Source organism: Larkinella sp. C7, assembly GCF_006149005.1.
GTDB lineage: Bacteria > Bacteroidota > Bacteroidia > Cytophagales > Spirosomataceae > Larkinella.
Window position 1 is genome coordinate 37,945 of record NZ_VBSL01000021.1, and the last position, 13,932, is coordinate 51,876.

21 protein-coding genes are annotated in these 13,932 nt (G+C 51.5%); 10 read left to right on the top strand and 11 right to left on the bottom strand.

Annotated elements, in window-relative coordinates; all coding sequences use genetic code 11:
* Window positions 1–5: 5 nt before the first annotated feature.
* The 3 genes from FH871_RS28975 to FH871_RS28985 form a co-directional block, all read right to left on the bottom strand.
* A complete protein-coding gene (locus FH871_RS28975) occupies window positions 6–800 on the bottom strand; it encodes a cation transporter (RefSeq protein ID WP_114408521.1) in 795 nt (264 codons plus the stop codon).
* 10 nt (window positions 801–810) lie between these two features.
* Window positions 811–3,030: a TonB-dependent receptor gene (locus tag FH871_RS28980; RefSeq protein ID WP_114408522.1), complete on the bottom strand. Its 2,220-nt coding sequence runs from the start codon at window positions 3,028–3,030 to the stop codon at window positions 811–813.
* A 72-nt stretch (window positions 3,031–3,102) separates the two neighbouring features.
* On the bottom strand, window positions 3,103–3,411 hold the full coding sequence (locus FH871_RS28985; RefSeq protein WP_133299927.1) for a hypothetical protein: 309 nt from the start codon (window positions 3,409–3,411) through the stop codon (window positions 3,103–3,105).
* A gap of 92 nt (window positions 3,412–3,503) precedes the next feature.
* On the opposite strand from FH871_RS28985, the gene FH871_RS28990 reads away from it, so the two are divergent.
* The 5 genes from FH871_RS28990 (at window position 3,504) to FH871_RS29010 (ending at window position 7,040) form a co-directional block, all read left to right on the top strand.
* Window positions 3,504–3,833, top strand: a complete 330-nt coding sequence (locus FH871_RS28990) for a helix-turn-helix transcriptional regulator (RefSeq protein ID WP_114408523.1) — start codon at window positions 3,504–3,506, stop codon at window positions 3,831–3,833.
* A gap of 62 nt (window positions 3,834–3,895) precedes the next feature.
* Window positions 3,896–4,759 carry an arsenite methyltransferase gene (locus FH871_RS28995; RefSeq protein WP_114408524.1) on the top strand — a complete coding sequence of 288 codons (864 nt, stop codon included), beginning with the start codon at window positions 3,896–3,898 and terminating at the stop codon, window positions 4,757–4,759.
* A gap of 1 nt (window position 4,760) precedes the next feature.
* Window positions 4,761–5,189: an arsenate reductase ArsC gene (locus FH871_RS29000; RefSeq protein ID WP_114408525.1), complete on the top strand. Its 429-nt coding sequence runs from the start codon at window positions 4,761–4,763 to the stop codon at window positions 5,187–5,189.
* Entirely contained in the window at window positions 5,182–6,240 is a 1,059-nt protein-coding gene (arsB, locus tag FH871_RS29005; protein WP_114408526.1) for an ACR3 family arsenite efflux transporter, read from the top strand. Before FH871_RS29000 ends, arsB begins: the two co-directional genes overlap by 8 nt.
* Window positions 6,237–7,040 (top strand): metallophosphoesterase, encoded by an 804-nt coding sequence (locus FH871_RS29010; RefSeq protein WP_114408527.1) that lies wholly within the window; start codon window positions 6,237–6,239, stop codon window positions 7,038–7,040. The genes arsB and FH871_RS29010 overlap by 4 nt, the downstream gene beginning before the upstream one ends.
* 180 nt (window positions 7,041–7,220) lie before the next feature.
* Here the strand turns inward: FH871_RS29010 and FH871_RS33300 are convergent, their stop codons facing one another.
* Genes FH871_RS33300 through FH871_RS29020 form a run of 3 tightly spaced genes read right to left on the bottom strand, consistent with a single transcriptional unit; the run spans window position 7,221 to window position 8,067 of the window.
* Window positions 7,221–7,376 carry a hypothetical protein gene (locus tag FH871_RS33300; protein WP_165841014.1) on the bottom strand — a complete coding sequence of 52 codons (156 nt, stop codon included), beginning with the start codon at window positions 7,374–7,376 and terminating at the stop codon, window positions 7,221–7,223.
* A 24-nt stretch (window positions 7,377–7,400) separates the two neighbouring features.
* Window positions 7,401–7,805, bottom strand: a complete 405-nt coding sequence (locus FH871_RS29015; RefSeq protein ID WP_114408529.1) for a PIN domain-containing protein — start codon at window positions 7,803–7,805, stop codon at window positions 7,401–7,403.
* Window positions 7,806–7,818: 13 nt separating this feature from the next.
* Window positions 7,819–8,067: a hypothetical protein gene (locus tag FH871_RS29020; RefSeq protein ID WP_133299928.1), complete on the bottom strand. Its 249-nt coding sequence runs from the start codon at window positions 8,065–8,067 to the stop codon at window positions 7,819–7,821.
* Between the two features lie 155 nt (window positions 8,068–8,222).
* On the opposite strand from FH871_RS29020, the gene merTP reads away from it, so the two are divergent.
* Genes merTP through FH871_RS29035 form a run of 3 tightly spaced genes read left to right on the top strand, consistent with a single transcriptional unit; the run spans window position 8,223 to window position 9,760 of the window.
* Window positions 8,223–8,810: a mercuric transport protein MerTP gene (merTP, locus tag FH871_RS29025; RefSeq protein WP_114408531.1), complete on the top strand. Its 588-nt coding sequence runs from the start codon at window positions 8,223–8,225 to the stop codon at window positions 8,808–8,810.
* 2 nt (window positions 8,811–8,812) lie between these two features.
* The gene (locus FH871_RS33835) at window positions 8,813–9,022 is read left to right on the top strand and encodes a GDCCVxC domain-containing (seleno)protein (protein WP_114408532.1); all 210 of its coding nucleotides are present in this window, start codon (window positions 8,813–8,815) and stop codon (window positions 9,020–9,022) included.
* Window positions 9,023–9,028: 6 nt separating this feature from the next.
* The gene (locus tag FH871_RS29035) at window positions 9,029–9,760 is read left to right on the top strand and encodes an ankyrin repeat domain-containing protein (RefSeq protein WP_114408533.1); all 732 of its coding nucleotides are present in this window, start codon (window positions 9,029–9,031) and stop codon (window positions 9,758–9,760) included.
* Window positions 9,761–9,788: 28 nt separating this feature from the next.
* Here the strand turns inward: FH871_RS29035 and FH871_RS29040 are convergent, their stop codons facing one another.
* Window positions 9,789–10,241: a MerR family transcriptional regulator gene (locus FH871_RS29040; RefSeq protein ID WP_114408534.1), complete on the bottom strand. Its 453-nt coding sequence runs from the start codon at window positions 10,239–10,241 to the stop codon at window positions 9,789–9,791.
* A gap of 81 nt (window positions 10,242–10,322) precedes the next feature.
* Between FH871_RS29040 and FH871_RS29045 the strand changes: the two genes are divergently transcribed.
* Both FH871_RS29045 and FH871_RS29050 read left to right on the top strand, forming a co-directional pair.
* On the top strand, window positions 10,323–10,595 hold the full coding sequence (locus FH871_RS29045; RefSeq protein ID WP_133299929.1) for a hypothetical protein: 273 nt from the start codon (window positions 10,323–10,325) through the stop codon (window positions 10,593–10,595).
* 1 nt (window position 10,596) lies between these two features.
* Entirely contained in the window at window positions 10,597–10,935 is a 339-nt protein-coding gene (locus tag FH871_RS29050; protein ID WP_305036584.1) for a YnfA family protein, read from the top strand.
* Window positions 10,936–10,998: 63 nt separating this feature from the next.
* On the opposite strand, the gene FH871_RS29055 is transcribed toward FH871_RS29050, so the two are convergent.
* From FH871_RS29055 to FH871_RS29070, 4 genes are all read right to left on the bottom strand, one after another.
* Window positions 10,999–11,616 (bottom strand): thioredoxin family protein, encoded by a 618-nt coding sequence (locus FH871_RS29055; RefSeq protein ID WP_114408537.1) that lies wholly within the window; start codon window positions 11,614–11,616, stop codon window positions 10,999–11,001.
* 23 nt (window positions 11,617–11,639) lie between these two features.
* The gene (locus FH871_RS29060; RefSeq protein WP_114408538.1) at window positions 11,640–12,131 is read right to left on the bottom strand and encodes a TlpA disulfide reductase family protein; all 492 of its coding nucleotides are present in this window, start codon (window positions 12,129–12,131) and stop codon (window positions 11,640–11,642) included.
* Between the two features lie 64 nt (window positions 12,132–12,195).
* Complete coding sequence (locus FH871_RS29065; protein WP_133299930.1) at window positions 12,196–12,651, bottom strand: hypothetical protein; 456 nt, start codon at window positions 12,649–12,651, stop codon at window positions 12,196–12,198.
* Entirely contained in the window at window positions 12,626–12,976 is a 351-nt protein-coding gene (locus tag FH871_RS29070) for a hypothetical protein (protein ID WP_114408539.1), read from the bottom strand. Before FH871_RS29070 ends, FH871_RS29065 begins: the two co-directional genes overlap by 26 nt.
* Window positions 12,977–13,932: the final 956 nt, after the last annotated feature.

A 13,932-nucleotide genomic window follows, 5' to 3' on the forward strand; every position in this document is an offset into this window, starting at 1 on the left:
TTTTCTTATTTGGCCAGTTGGAAAATACGCAATGCTCCCCGCGCCACGACCCCGAAAATCGCCAAACCGATAATCAAATCGGGATAAGGCGAATGGGTCAGATAGACCAGGCCACCGGCCAGAATGACGCCCATATTCACGACAATATCGTTCGAGGTGAAAATTTCACTGGCTTGCATGTGGACTTTGTCACTCTTTTCCCGGCGTAGCAGATACAGGCAGATCGCATTACCGATCAGGGCCAGCAGGGAAACCCCCATCATCAGCCCGAAGTCGGGCAAGGCTTCGCCCGTGATGAACCGGCGCACCACTTCCACCAAGCCCCCAGCGGCCAGAATCAATTGCAGATAGCCACTAATTCGGGCCACCTTTTTTTGTGAGCTTACGGCCTTGCCTACGGCATAGAGGGCTAGGCCATACACCAAGGCATCGGCCAGCATATCGAGAGCGTCAGCCACCAGACCCATCGAATCGGCCAGGATACCCGCCAGCACTTCCAGGGCGAAAAAGAAGCCATTGATGGCCAGCACCGTTAGCAGCAAACGCCGGTCGCGCGGGGCTTCTTCCGTCAGTTCGGCCAGGTCCGCATCTTCGGTTTCCAGCAACCGGCTATCCAGGCGCAAATCCGCCAGGGCGCGCGTAATGGATTCGGCATCCCCATCGTGCAACACCGTCACTTTGCGGTTGGGAATATCGAACTGAAGCTGCTCAATACCCGGCTTATCGGCCAGTTTCATACGAATCAATTGCTCCTCGGAAGGGCAATCCATCTTGGCCACGTTGTAGGTTGTTTTGTTCATGGTCTGATCGTCACAACATGAGTTTTATTCCACCATTTGCCACAAAGCCTTCCAGCGGTGCCCAGACTTCCCGGAAGGAAGGTTGGGCCACCGGAGGCAGCACTACCGGCTCAAAGCGATCCTGCCGGATATTGCCGATGTTTTCCAGGTTGGCAAAGATGCTGAAATGCTTCCACCGCCGTTCCCCCATAATACCCAATAACCAAAACGGACTTGAATATTCCCCGGTGGAAAGGGCTTTTCGGCCAATGTAATAGGCTTCCAATCCCAACCGAAACTTGCCTTCCAGTTCATACACAGCCACCAGGTTGACCCGGTGTTTGGCAGTGAGTGGAATCGGGCTGTTGTACGCTTCTCCGGCATATCTCCGGCGTGTATCCACCAGGCTATAGCCTGCATACAGCTTGAAGGCTTCATAGCCAATCCGCACGTTGGTTTCCAGACCCCGGCTGTCAATTGGGCCGTTGGCATTGGAAAACTGGTACACCGTTGAATTTGGCCCCGTGGGAATAATGGCCGGAATATCCAGCACCAGCGCGTTATTAAGCTGGGTGTAGAAGAATAATTGATTGATCGACACATCGAGCAAATCAAAAAGCCGGGTGCGGTAATTCACATCGAAATTGCCACCGATGGAGGTTTCGGCCTTTGCCGTGGCCTGATCAATCGGGCGCACATTGCGAAAGGCGACGCTTTCGGCATCTTCGGTGAAGATGGTTGGAGCCTTATAGCCCAGGCCACCACCCAGCCGGGAAGTCAGCCGGTCGGAGAGCTTGAACAGGGCCGACACACGCGGCAGCGCAAAGAAGCCGAAGCGGTTGTGGTAATCGCCCCGCAGACCCGTTTCCAGCGTCAACCAGGGCGCAAGCTGGGTGCTGTTCTGCACAAACCCTCCCACCGTCACATACTGATAATTGCGGCCCCGGCTGGATGGTCCATTGCTGGCCCCGGTTTCGGTGAATTGCTCCGTCCACAGATTGCCCCCGCCGATCCATTCGGAGCGTTCCCCGGTATGGCTGTAACTGGCTTCGGTGAAGCTGGCTACCTGGTGCCCGGCAAAGCGGTAATCGGGTTGGGTGAGCGTTCGGTTGAAATAACTCACGCTGTTTTTCAGTGTCAGCACCGAGCGTTCAAAGCGTTTATCGAATTGGAGCTGCGAGGCCACCCGATCCGAGCGGTTCCGCTCGAAATAGAGGTGGGTGTTGTCGGTGTTGCCATCGAGGACGGCCATATCTCCCCCGATCCGGTTTTCGGTATTGCCGATCACGCCCACCGTGAGCGTTGCCGTGGGATTGAGATAGAAATAAAGCCGGGGATTGACGGTATATCGCTCGTAATTGGGCAGAGCCGAAAAACCGATTTTGCCAGGGTCATATTCGCGTTGCGTGTTGCGAGCTGCAAACAGAGTCACACCGACTTTTTCCCACTTTTGCCCCCAAAAACCGCTTAGATCGAGGCCCCCCGCCGTGGTGCCGTTGGCCATGAAACTCAACTCGCGTTTTTCGCTCGGTCGCTTGGTAATCAGGTTGACCAGGCCCGCAATGGCCCCGCCCCCGTAGAGCGTTGAGGCCGAGCCTTTAATGACTTCGACTTGCCGCAGATTCAGCGGGGGAATTTGCAAAATGCTCAGACCAGCAGCAAAGCCGGAATAAAGCGGCAAGCCATCCTGCAAAATCTGTGTGTACCGCCCATCCAGGCCCTGAATGCGAATGTTCGCGTTTGCGGAAACGGGCGAGGTTTGTTGTACCTGAATACCCGTGCTTTCGTTGAGCTGCATCCGAATATCGCCCGGTCGCATGTTGGATTTTTCTTCCAGCTCTTCGCCGGTAATGGCTTCGATGCGGGTGGGAATGTCGTCAATGCTGCGATTGCTTCGGGTGGAAGTGACCACCACTTCTTCCAGCTCTTCACCTTCGGTTTCCCGGAGCTGAACCACCAGCGAATCAGCCGAAGCTTCGGACCGTCCCGGCAGTGTCAGGCTGTCGGTTTGGGACAGGTAGCCCACAAAGGAACAGGTGAGCGCGTAGCGGCCCGGATTGGGCACGGTTAGCACCAGCCGCCCGGCAGTGTCCGCAGCGGCCCCAATCCGTCCAGGGTTGAGCAAGGCGGTTGCACCGATCAACGGTTTGCCAGTTTCGGCATCCTGAATCAAAACGCGCAGGGAGCTTTGCCCCCAGGCTATGGGTAGTATGGAGAGTGTCAGCCAGAGCGACACAATAAGGGTTTTCATGAAAAGAATGTATTTTGGTTAGCAATAGCCGCCCGGCCAGTCAGAGCCGACCAGGAGCGAACAAAAAGAGAGCTAACCCAAACGGGGAGGTTGCCAGATCCGCCCCGATACATCGAGCGTATGCGGAGTCTGGTAGGAAGGCAGCACCGCCATAATAAGGGGATTTCCAGATGCGGCAACGCCGATCAATTGCGGAGCGTGCGTCAGCGTGCAGCCAGGACAGGTCGCGCAAAGGCAGAAGGGCGAACACCCCGCATCGTGGCTGTGATCGTCCGGGCGCGGGGCTTGTTGCATGGTAGGTTCATCGGGGCAAAAGGCTTCACAGGGTAGCCCCGAAAGCACCAGCACATACATCGCCCATATAATTCGCCACCATTTCACGATGCGAAGATACGAACGAATATGAGAAAGGGAGAAGGTTTTAATATTAATCGTAATATTGCAATGGATAATTATTCTGCTACCTTTGTGGCATGGGACTGACAAAAACTGAAATCTTCACCGACGAGCAAAATCGCATCGCGGATTTGGCCAAAGCCTTTGCACATCCCGCACGGGTGGCCATTCTGCAAATGCTTATAGCCAAGAAAGCTTGTGTCTGTGGTGATCTGGTGGGCGAACTGAACTTGGCCCAGGCAACGGTTTCCCAGCATTTGAAAGAGCTAAAACGCATTGGCATCATTCAGGGCGAAATCAACCCGCCCCGCGTGTGCTATTGCATTAACCCACCCGTATGGGAGGAAGCCCGCCAAGCATTTGGTGCCTTGATCGAGTCGTTCGATTCCGCAACCTGCTGCGCCTAAAAGAGCAGGTATTTTTTTGCCCTTATCAATCGTAATATTACAATAAATCAATAGGAAAAGTTATGGAAACCGCAGAGCAAATCAAAGAAGTCGTGCGCCAGAAATACGGCGCGATTGCCGAACAACCAGACGCCAATGGTTGCTGTGGCCCAACCTCATGTTGTGGCCCGGAGATCGACGCGAATGTGCCGATTGTCATGGCTCAGGACTACCAGGAGCTAAAAGGCTATGTGGCCGATGCCGATTTGGGGTTGGGCTGTGGCCTGCCCACGCAATTCGCCCAGATCAAACCCGGCGATACGGTCGTGGATTTGGGTTCAGGGGCTGGCAATGATTGCTTTGTGGCGCGTGCCGAAACCGGAGAAACGGGCCAGGTGATTGGCCTGGATATGACCCCACCCATGATCGACCGCGCCCGCAAAAATGCGAAAGCGTTAGGCTTTACCAACGTCGAATTCGTCTATGGCGACATCGAGGAAATGCCATTGCCGGAAAATCTGGCTGACGTGGTGGTAAGCAATTGCGTCATGAACCTGGTTCCCGATAAGCAAAAAGCCTTCTCGGAAACGTTCCGCATTTTAAAGCCGGGTGGCCATTTCAGCATTTCCGATATTGTGCTGAAAGGCGAACTGCCCGAAGGCTTGCAGCGCGACGCTGAATTGTATGTGGGCTGCGTATCGGGAGCCATCCAGAAAGACGCCTATTTGCAGCTCGTGCAGGATGCCGGATTCACCAGCATTCAAATCCAGAAAGAGCGGGAAATCACCCTGCCCGACGATGTATTGCAAAACATCCTGTCAGCCGCTGAGATAGCCGAGTACCGCCAGCAAGACCGAGGCATTTACAGCGTAACCGTGTTTGCGCAAAAGCCAACCGAAAATAACCAAGCCACTGACGCCTGCTGCGCGCCCGGCTGCTGCAACTAACATGAAAAATATCCTAGTGCTTTGCACGGGCAATTCCGCCCGTTCCCAGATGGCCCACGGCTATCTGCAACATTTCGCGGGCGAGCGCGCCCAGGTCTACAGCGCGGGCGTTGCTCCCCACGGGGTCAATCCCCTGGCAATTCAGGTCATGGGTGAGGATGGCATTGATATTTCCCATCACACTTCCAACCATGCCGACGAATATACCAGCCTACCGCTCGATTACGTCATCACGGTTTGCGATAATGCCCGCGAACAATGCCCGTTCTTCCCATCCACGGCCAAGAAGGTGCATCAAAGCTTTACCGATCCATCCCATGCACCCGGCGATGACAGGTTGGCGCAGTTTCGCGCGGTACGCGACGAAATCAAAGCGTACAGCCAACAATTCATCGAGGAGAATGTAACGAGCCAAGCCGCCCATGCCTAAACTTTCATTTCTCGACCGCTTTCTCACGCTATGGATTTTCCTGGCCATGCTGATCGGCGTGAGCATCGGGTATTTCTTCCCGCAGTCGCAGACCTTCATCAATCAGTTTAATTCCGGCTCGACCAATGTACCGCTGGCCATTGGGCTGGTGTTGATGATGTATCCGCCTTTGGCGAAGGTGCGTTACGAGGAATTGCCGAAGGTATTTGCCAACACCAAGATTCTGGGGCTTTCCCTGCTGCAAAACTGGATTGTCGGCCCGCTGCTGATGTTCTTTCTGGCAGTCATTTTTCTGCCCGACAAACCCGAATACATGACCGGCCTGATTATGATCGGCATTGCCCGCTGCATTGCGATGGTGATCGTCTGGAACGACCTGGCCAACGGCGATCGGCTCTATGCGGCCGGATTGGTAGCCTTCAACAGCATCTTTCAAGTGCTGTTCTATTCGGTCTATGCCTGGCTTTTCATTACCGTTTTGCCGCCTTTGTTCGGGCTAAAAGGGTACACCGTCGATATCACGATCGGCGAAGTAGCGCAGAGCGTGTTTATTTATCTGGGCGTACCGTTCCTGGCCGGGCTGTTGTCGCGGCTGGTCCTGACGCGCGTTTTCAGCCGTCAATGGTACGAGCAGATGTTTTTGCCCGCCATCAGTCCCATTACCCTGATTGCGTTGCTGTTTACGATCGTCGTCATGTTCAGCCTGAAAGGGCAGTTGATCGTTTCCATTCCGCTCGATGTGCTGCGCATTGCGCTACCGCTGACGATTTATTTTGCCATCATGTTTTTTTCGGCCTTCTACCTGTCCAAACGGGCCGGAGCTGATTATGCCAAATCCACATCACTGGCTTTCACCGCAGCGGGGAACAATTTTGAATTGGGGATTGCCGTCGCCATTGCGGTTTTCGGTATCAATTCCGGCGCGGCCTTTGCCGCTGTCATTGGCCCGCTGATCGAGGTGCCGGTGCTGATCCTGATGGTCAATTTTGCCCTGAAACAGCAGAAGAAGTTTGCGCCCCACTACAAAAAGACCTTTCAAAACCACCCATGAAAATTGCCCTGTTTTCCGACATTCACGCCAATCTGCCCGCCCTCGATGCGGTACTGGCCGACATTGACCGCCAAAAACCGGATGCAGTGTACTGCCTGGGCGACTTGGTGGGCTATAACATCTGGCCCAACGAAGTGATCGCCGAGATCCGCCGACGCAATATCCCCACCATCGCCGGAAACTATGATTTCGGTATTGGTCGATCATCGGATGATTGCGGCTGTGCCTACAAAACCGACGAGGAGAAAGCCAATGGCAAGGTTTCTATTGCCTACACCAATGCAACGGTGGGCGATGCAGAGCGAGCCTATTTGCGCACCCTGCCCGCCCATATCCAGGTGGATTTTCATTTGTCCAATGATCCGGAGCATTTATGGACGAACACCGAAACGGTGAGCCTTTTGCTGGTGCATGGTAGCCCCCGGCGCGTCAATGAATACCTGTTTGAAGACCGGGGAGATCGTAGCCTGGCGCGCGTTCTGGAAGGCGCGTCGGCCGATATTCTATGCTTCGGTCACACACACAAACCCTACCACAAGGTGGTGAATGCCTTGGGCGAAGGAGAAACACCTTATTGGCGACATGCCATCAATATCGGTTCCGTCGGCAAACCCAAAGACGGCGATCCGCGTGCCTGCTATGTGCTGCTGACCCTTTCCGAGACCGCCCGGCCGGGTTCGGCCGAAGGCGTGAGCGTCGAGTTTGTGCGAGTGCCTTACGATGTGGAACGCGCGGCCGTAGCCGTCGAGCAAAGCGAACTACCGGACGCCTATGCTCAGGCATTGCGTTTAGCCAAATAAACAACCGACGCGATGAGATCCGTTGCGCTGATTCTCTTCTTCGTCTTGCTGATTGCGAGCAAGAGTGCGGCAATCGGTGGAGCACCCTGTTTGAAAATCCGGCCCGCCCTACATCAGCAACTTTCTCTGTTGCTGACTTCCCCAAGGTTATCGGAAAAAAGCATTTCGGGAATCGTCGTCTTACAATTTCAGGTAAGCGAGGATTCCCGTATCTGTCGCGTCCAGGTGTTTAGTGGGAATGCGGTCATCGATGCGCATTTCATCCGTCGATTGACCGGCCGAAAGCTGCGGCTCTCGAATCCCGGTTTGGGCGAGGTCCACACCATCAGAGTGCATTTTCAACCGGTCGAACGTCCCCTTTTATAGGATGGTGACTTTAAGGCGCGTATGCTTCTGGATGCGTTTGAAATCGGCTTTATTGAAGGTGACCAGCTCAGTACAATGGGTTTCGGCGATGGCTGTGTGCAGACAATCGCTAATGTTTTGAAAACCGATCAGTTTGGCTAAAGCCAGGCCGCGTTTCATTTCATCGTGTGTTGATGAAACGGGTTCATAGGCCATCAGGGCATCAACCATCGCTTCAATGTCCGACGTTGGTTGGCCGAGCTTACGCAGGGTAAAGGCTGTTTCCAGAATGCAAAGCTGCGAAATGAAAAAACGCTCTTGATCAACAACCGATTGATAGAATTCTTTCGTGAATTGATGCTTGGCGGGATCTTGAGGGATCAGAAGATTGATCAGAACGTCCGTATCGAAATAGATCATGGGCGGGAGCTACTCATTCGCCGAACATCTCATTGGCTAAAGCGGACAAATCCAAGTTGGGATCGACCTTTACATGCGCGAACCGGTCACGTAGTGCCAACACGTTCTTTGCCAATTCTTTTTGGCTGACCGGTGCATCTGCTTCCATGTCCTCGATGGTCACACGCACCTTACGGCCAGCGCGCTTCGTGATTTCTGAAGCGATCCGTTGGGCGTCGGCCTGGCCTGCGTGGATTTCAAAGGTCTGTTGCATGGTTTCCATCCTTTCTACAAAGATACCACATTCCCCGCAATAACGTCAAAACATACCCATCAGATCCATTTGGGACTAACTTAGCGCTTTCAATTGTGCTGAATTGGAGCGTCTGTTTAACCCAAAGAGGGGTTTGCTCGCTCAGATTTTGTACCTTAGTGACTATGAAAACTGCATCGTTATTTGTCGGCATTTTTGCGGCTGTTGCATCATCGCTTTGTTGTATTGCCCCCGCGTTGGCCCTGTTGGCTGGGACCAGTAGCCTAGCAGGCTCATTTGCCTGGCTGGAACCATTACGACCCTATCTGCTGGTGTTCACTATCAGCCTGCTGGGATTTGCCTGGTATCAGCAATTGAAATCCCAACCCGTGGATTCCTGCGGCTGTGAATCACAAAAAAAGACCTTTATGCAGACGAAAATATTTCTAAGCGGTACGACCCTGGCCGCTCTGTTGCTGTTAACCTTTCCCAGCTATTCCGGGTTAATCTTTCAAGACAACACACCCAAACTACAATCAATCACATCGGCTCCCCAAACGGCCTTTGTAAGCATCAAAGGCATGACATGCGAAGGCTGCGAGCATCACGTCAAACAGGAGGTCAACAAGTTAAAAGGCATTGTCTCCGTGGATGTGTCGTATCAAAAAGGGAACGCTACCGTGAAATACGACGGGAGCAATACATCATTGTCGGAAATTAAAAAGGCTGTCGATGCGACCGGCTACAAAGCCACGAGTACTAGAATTCTTTGATTATGTTCGTTATCACCGAAGCCGTTATCACTTGCCCAAATTGTGAACATCAGCAGCAGGAAACGATGCCCCTGGATGCCTGCATGTACTTCTATCAGTGTCCGGGCTGTACCGTCTTATTAAAGCCACTGGCGGGAGATTGCTGCGTGTTCTGCTCGTATAGTCCGGTGAAGTGCCCTCCCCTACAGATCGGGAAAAGTTGCTGTGCTTAAATAATCATGGTCTATATCGATACCGAGGAACCACTAGCCATTGCGGTAGTCAAAGCCATTCAAACGGGCAATCTTCAGGAACTCAGCCGTTTGTTAGTTGAACATCCAGGACTATCCCAAGCCTGGCTTGGCGATGATGATTCTTGCGGTATGTCTCGTACACTCCTTCATGTCGCAACGGATTGGCCCGGTCACTTCCCCAATGTGGCGAGAACGATAGCCATGCTGATTGAAGCTGGGGCGGATGTAAATGCTCAGTTTATTGGCCCTCATATTGAGACGCCGTTGCATTGGGCAGCCAGTAGTGATGACATTGAGGCCATTGATGCATTGATTGATGCTGGTGCCAATATTGAAGCACCAGGGGCAGTTATCGGCGGGGGAACTCCGCTGGCGGATGCCAGAGCTTTCGCACAATGGAAAGCCGCGCATCGTCTGGTTGAACGTGGAGCACAAACGACACTTGCTGATGCTGCGACACTAGGCCTAATGGATCGCGTTGAAAGCTATTTCAATGGAGATTCAAAACCAGAAGCAGAAGCCGTAAATCATGCTTTTTGGGGGGCGTGCCACGGCGGCCAAAAAAGCACCGCTGCATATCTTCTTGGCCAAGGGGCTAACTTAAACTGGATACCGGAATGGGAAAATCTGACCCCTTTAGATGCCGCTCAGCGTCAGGGAGCCAATAGTTTGGTTGATTGGCTGCATACGAAGGGCGCAAGACCAGCACAGAACTAAGTCAGGTTAAAAGCTCTTTCAGTCTTCCTCAATACCCAACGCGCATTGACCCGTTTTTAACCTGACTTTGTTCAGCGAAGGTATCGGACGTTAATATGGGACAATTTTCATCCGGATTGGCTGGAGCGCAGTCTTGCAAACATTTTTCCACACTATTTGTCATGAGCGTTTTAATTTCCTGAAGCTGAGCAATTTTCTGATCGATCAAAGCGACTTTATCCGCAATCTTCTCTGACACGTTTCCGCAGGAAGCCTGGTTCATCTCGATCATATCCAGAAATTCGGCCGTTTCATTCAGGGTGAAACCAAATGCTTTGATCCGCTTGATTTGTTGCAGTCGCTCGACGGTGATGGCTGTATATTCTTTGTAATTATTGAACCGTCTTTCTTTCCGGCCCACCGGAATGAGTCCCTGTTTTTCGTAGAACCGGATCGTATCGCGGGATAGGCCGGTTTGCTTGGATAATTCGCCGATCAACATGATGAAATTTTTTTGGTTCTGGCTACTAACCGTGGCCTATACTCCACGGTTTAGCTTTGCTAAAATTTAAAATAAGAACCCATGAAAAATAGAAAAAGTGTCTGGTTAGGCGGGTTGAGTATCTTTGCCTGCGGTGTCTGCTGCTCGTTGCCGATTCTCGGCCCACTGATTGGTGTTGCCGTGCTGGCGTCACTGGCCACTTGGTTGGAAAGCCTTGCCATCCTATTGCTGGGCGTGGGCGTCGTGTTTTTTTTGCTGGTGCGGCTGAGAAAAAAGACGACTGGAGCGGTCTGTTCCACCGCTTGCAATTGCAACCCTAAACAAATCCGAGTCGATCAAACGACTGTTGGCTAAAATGTCCCTTATGATCGTTTTAAAATCCTTATCAGTTTTCGTTTTGGCGGGTCTCTGTGAGATCGGCGGGGGCTATCTGGTGTGGCTTTGGCTGAAAGAAGACAAGCCACTTTGGTATGGGATTTTGGGCGGTATCATCCTGGCACTTTATGGAGTCGTCGCTACCTGGCAACCAGCGGGATTCGGCCGGGTGTATGCCACCTATGGCGGAATCTTCATTGTCATGGCCCTAATCTGGGCGTGGAAGGTGGATGGTTTCAAGCCGGATAAATACGACCTGATCGGCGCGCTGATTGCCCTGGTCGGGGTCTGTATTATCTACTATGCCCCCAGAAAATAGCAGAACCACAAAAAGCGGAATGTCCCGTCATTAGGACATTCCGCTTTCCAGAGCGTCAATGATTTAAGCCTGCTTCCATCGAATACCGCAGCCGATGGCTTTAACGGTCGGTGTTTCTACTGGTTTACCCGCCAGGAGAGCATCCACAGCCTTCTGGACGTATTTTTCGCCCGCTTCGGATGGATTGTCCCGATTGTTATCGATCGCTCCAATGTAGCTGACGATAAAATCAGAGCCGGTACGCTTCACCACGTAAACCGTGGGTGTGCTGCGAGCGCCATAGGTTTTGGCAACTTCCTGCGTCTCATCGAGCAAATAGGGAAAAGCGTAGCCCTTGCTGGCACTCCGCTTTTTCATTTCGTCAAAGCTATCACCTGGTGAGAGCGTCCCGTCATTGGCATTGATCGCAATGACCGGGTAGCCCTTCGCGGCATACTGGTGGTTCAGCGCCATCATGCGATTTTCATAGGCTTGAGCGACCGGACACGTATTGCAGGTAAAAACGACAATGTACCCTTTCGTTGCCGAAGCATCACCCAGGGCCACCATTTTGCCGTCTACATTCTTGAGCTTAAAAAGCATGGCTTTATCGCCCACCTGGTAACCTTGTGGTGGTGTTACAAAACCCGACAGGGTCAATAATATCAGGCCGATGACACTTAAAAAAAATGGCTTTCTCATAATGAATTTGATCGTTTGATAATTTATTGAATGAACGGCCGCAATTCGGTTTCCAGCTCGGCCAGGGTAAGCCCTTTTTCAAAGGTTTTTCGCTGTTTCCGGCTGGGATCGATAATCAGCGTAAAGGGTAATGCACCCGACCAATCGGGCGAAACTTTGCCGATCCAGCTATTGTAGTCAGGCTCATCGAGCAAAAGCATTTCCGGCGATTTTATGCCGGTTCTGGCAATGAATGGTTGCACCTTTTTGACGAGCTGCCCGATCCCATCCAGGTTGACCAGAATCACTTTTACTTTGTCGGTGGCATGAGCCGCCGATAGCTGTTCAAAATACGGCAGTTCCGCCACGCAGGGAGCGCACCAGGTAGCCCAGAAATTAACCACGAGAACCGTATCGGTCGGTCGGGTCAATAACCGCTCCAAAGCGGGATATTTTATGACCGGCATGCGCTGGGCAATACTGGCCTGCCCTATCACCAATAAGGATAGGAGCAGCCACGTATGAATTGATTTCATAGGTCAGTGTTGGGAAAATATGCAAAGACATACCAGGCACCTAATCAAAGGTGGTTAAGCTGGTTTACGATATGACTAATGCCGTTTTTGGCGGGTGCCAGAAGTCAAAATGAGGGGCTGTGTAGGCAATTGCTGACTGCAAGATGGGTAAAGTACGTGCCACAGCCTGGGGAAAGAGCAGAAACACAAACCCTGCCGGTACAACCGACGCAGCACATTGAGAGCAGCCGTAAAACGGATTAACCGCCTGCGCGGTTTCCGCTGCCTTTTTGGGAGAAGATGACTTTTTAGGGCAGCAATGCGAGCAGCTTTTTTTAACGGATACCCAGCCCGTTGCTCCTGCCGCCGGTAAGAGCGATAAAAGCAAAACGTAACAGGCCAGTATGAAGGCGATCCGTTTCAAAATTGCGGCATGGATAGAAGGATAAAGGTAGAAAAAATACCCGAAATCGAAAGGATACCCCAAGCGGTAACCGTCCGGGGAAATACGGAATTCAGCGGGGTTTTCCGATTTTATCAATTTCCATCACCAGATTGACCATTTCCTTGGTTTCGGCCGAGTTGCCCATTTCCAATGTAATTGGGCCATCCCCCGGCTGGATGTTCAGTTGAAAGTTTAGCCAGGGGCAGCATAGCTGTTCAAATTTGATGAACTCAAATAGCTGGCCGCTCAAACTGCTATCCGGTTCCTGGAACACCAATTTGTAACTGTTCTTATTCTCGAGGGCTTTATCCACTTTTCTAAAAATGGTCTGATGCAGTTCGTTCATGCGTTTAATCTGCTCCCGGTCAGTGAGTTTGCAGGCCAGGGCGATTTTTTCTTTTAACTGGGCTGTGGATGCCATTTTCTTTGATGTCTGGGCCAAGCCGGATAAAGCAACAAGCCAGGCCGGTGAAAACCATTGGTTTCATGTTTTTTCGGTAAAGATAAACCGTGGACTATAGTCCACGGTCAAGACTACAAGCCGAAAATATTTTGATCCGACACGGCAGTACGAGCGTTTTGTTCAACACCCAACGTCTATATACTTATGAACTGACTTGTTGACCCAAAATAGGGTCATCATTTAAATCGAGGGGTGAAAGGTTCAAAAAGCAATAAATTTTGGCCGGAAAAGAAACCTTTCTCCCCCGCCGTTGCGACGCACCACTCTGATTCCAACCATCAGAAAAACGTATGGGGCAATTGCTGAGCGATTGAATGAATTTGGTTTAAAAACACTTAGGGGCTATCCGTTTCAAGGTAGGCAAGTTATGCGGTTGCATCAGCGAAGTATTGCGGCCATAAAAACAAAATAGTTGATTAAAATCGGGGTATCCTTTATCCCCTTTCCAATGGGAAGGATTTTATAAAAACGGAGGTTCGTCGATTAAAGTTAATTGACTCGTTCCGACGGCTATTTTTCAAAATCTGTGCTATTCAGAACTTGATTACTAAGTTATTCTGGCTCAGAAATTGCCTAACTTCGTTCGAAAGAACCTTCGAAATGCTACACTTCTTTGCCTATCATCCGGACGTGTATTTCATTGAATACACATCGGATGGGCCTGGCTATACAGTCATTCCATCGGCCGCGCTGATTTGTACCTGTGACCGCCAGGAGCTTACGTTTATGTTTACCTACAATTAATTAATACCGTAATGAGGAAAAACGATACCGAGCCGACGCTGGAAGAATTAGAGGAACAGATTCGGTACATCAATACTGTCTTCCCGCCCGAAAGCTAAAATAAACAGCCCGCATTCCCTTCGTATAACGTACCGCTATCTCGAAAATATAATATAATTATTACATGTATT

Excerpts from the sequence above, each read along its gene's own strand:
- FH871_RS28975 (WP_114408521.1), bottom strand. The coding sequence starts at position 800 with ATGAACAAAACAACCTACAACGTGGCCAAGATGGATTGCCCTTCCGAG.
- FH871_RS28980 (WP_114408522.1), bottom strand. The coding sequence starts at position 3,030 with ATGAAAACCCTTATTGTGTCGCTCTGGCTGACACTCTCCATACTACCC.
- FH871_RS28990 (WP_114408523.1), top strand. The coding sequence starts at position 3,504 with ATGGGACTGACAAAAACTGAAATCTTCACCGACGAGCAAAATCGCATC.
- FH871_RS28995 (WP_114408524.1), top strand. The coding sequence starts at position 3,896 with ATGGAAACCGCAGAGCAAATCAAAGAAGTCGTGCGCCAGAAATACGGC.
- FH871_RS29000 (WP_114408525.1), top strand. The coding sequence starts at position 4,761 with ATGAAAAATATCCTAGTGCTTTGCACGGGCAATTCCGCCCGTTCCCAG.
- arsB (WP_114408526.1), top strand. The coding sequence starts at position 5,182 with ATGCCTAAACTTTCATTTCTCGACCGCTTTCTCACGCTATGGATTTTC.
- FH871_RS29010 (WP_114408527.1), top strand. The coding sequence starts at position 6,237 with ATGAAAATTGCCCTGTTTTCCGACATTCACGCCAATCTGCCCGCCCTC.
- FH871_RS33300 (WP_165841014.1), bottom strand. The coding sequence starts at position 7,376 with ATGCACTCTGATGGTGTGGACCTCGCCCAAACCGGGATTCGAGAGCCG.
- FH871_RS29015 (WP_114408529.1), bottom strand. The coding sequence starts at position 7,805 with ATGATCTATTTCGATACGGACGTTCTGATCAATCTTCTGATCCCTCAA.
- FH871_RS29020 (WP_133299928.1), bottom strand. The coding sequence starts at position 8,067 with ATGGAAACCATGCAACAGACCTTTGAAATCCACGCAGGCCAGGCCGAC.
- merTP (WP_114408531.1), top strand. The coding sequence starts at position 8,223 with ATGAAAACTGCATCGTTATTTGTCGGCATTTTTGCGGCTGTTGCATCA.
- FH871_RS33835 (WP_114408532.1), top strand. The coding sequence starts at position 8,813 with ATGTTCGTTATCACCGAAGCCGTTATCACTTGCCCAAATTGTGAACAT.
- FH871_RS29035 (WP_114408533.1), top strand. The coding sequence starts at position 9,029 with ATGGTCTATATCGATACCGAGGAACCACTAGCCATTGCGGTAGTCAAA.
- FH871_RS29040 (WP_114408534.1), bottom strand. The coding sequence starts at position 10,241 with ATGTTGATCGGCGAATTATCCAAGCAAACCGGCCTATCCCGCGATACG.
- FH871_RS29045 (WP_133299929.1), top strand. The coding sequence starts at position 10,323 with ATGAAAAATAGAAAAAGTGTCTGGTTAGGCGGGTTGAGTATCTTTGCC.
- FH871_RS29050 (WP_305036584.1), top strand. The coding sequence starts at position 10,597 with ATGTCCCTTATGATCGTTTTAAAATCCTTATCAGTTTTCGTTTTGGCG.
- FH871_RS29055 (WP_114408537.1), bottom strand. The coding sequence starts at position 11,616 with ATGAGAAAGCCATTTTTTTTAAGTGTCATCGGCCTGATATTATTGACC.
- FH871_RS29060 (WP_114408538.1), bottom strand. The coding sequence starts at position 12,131 with ATGAAATCAATTCATACGTGGCTGCTCCTATCCTTATTGGTGATAGGG.
- FH871_RS29070 (WP_114408539.1), bottom strand. The coding sequence starts at position 12,976 with ATGGCATCCACAGCCCAGTTAAAAGAAAAAATCGCCCTGGCCTGCAAA.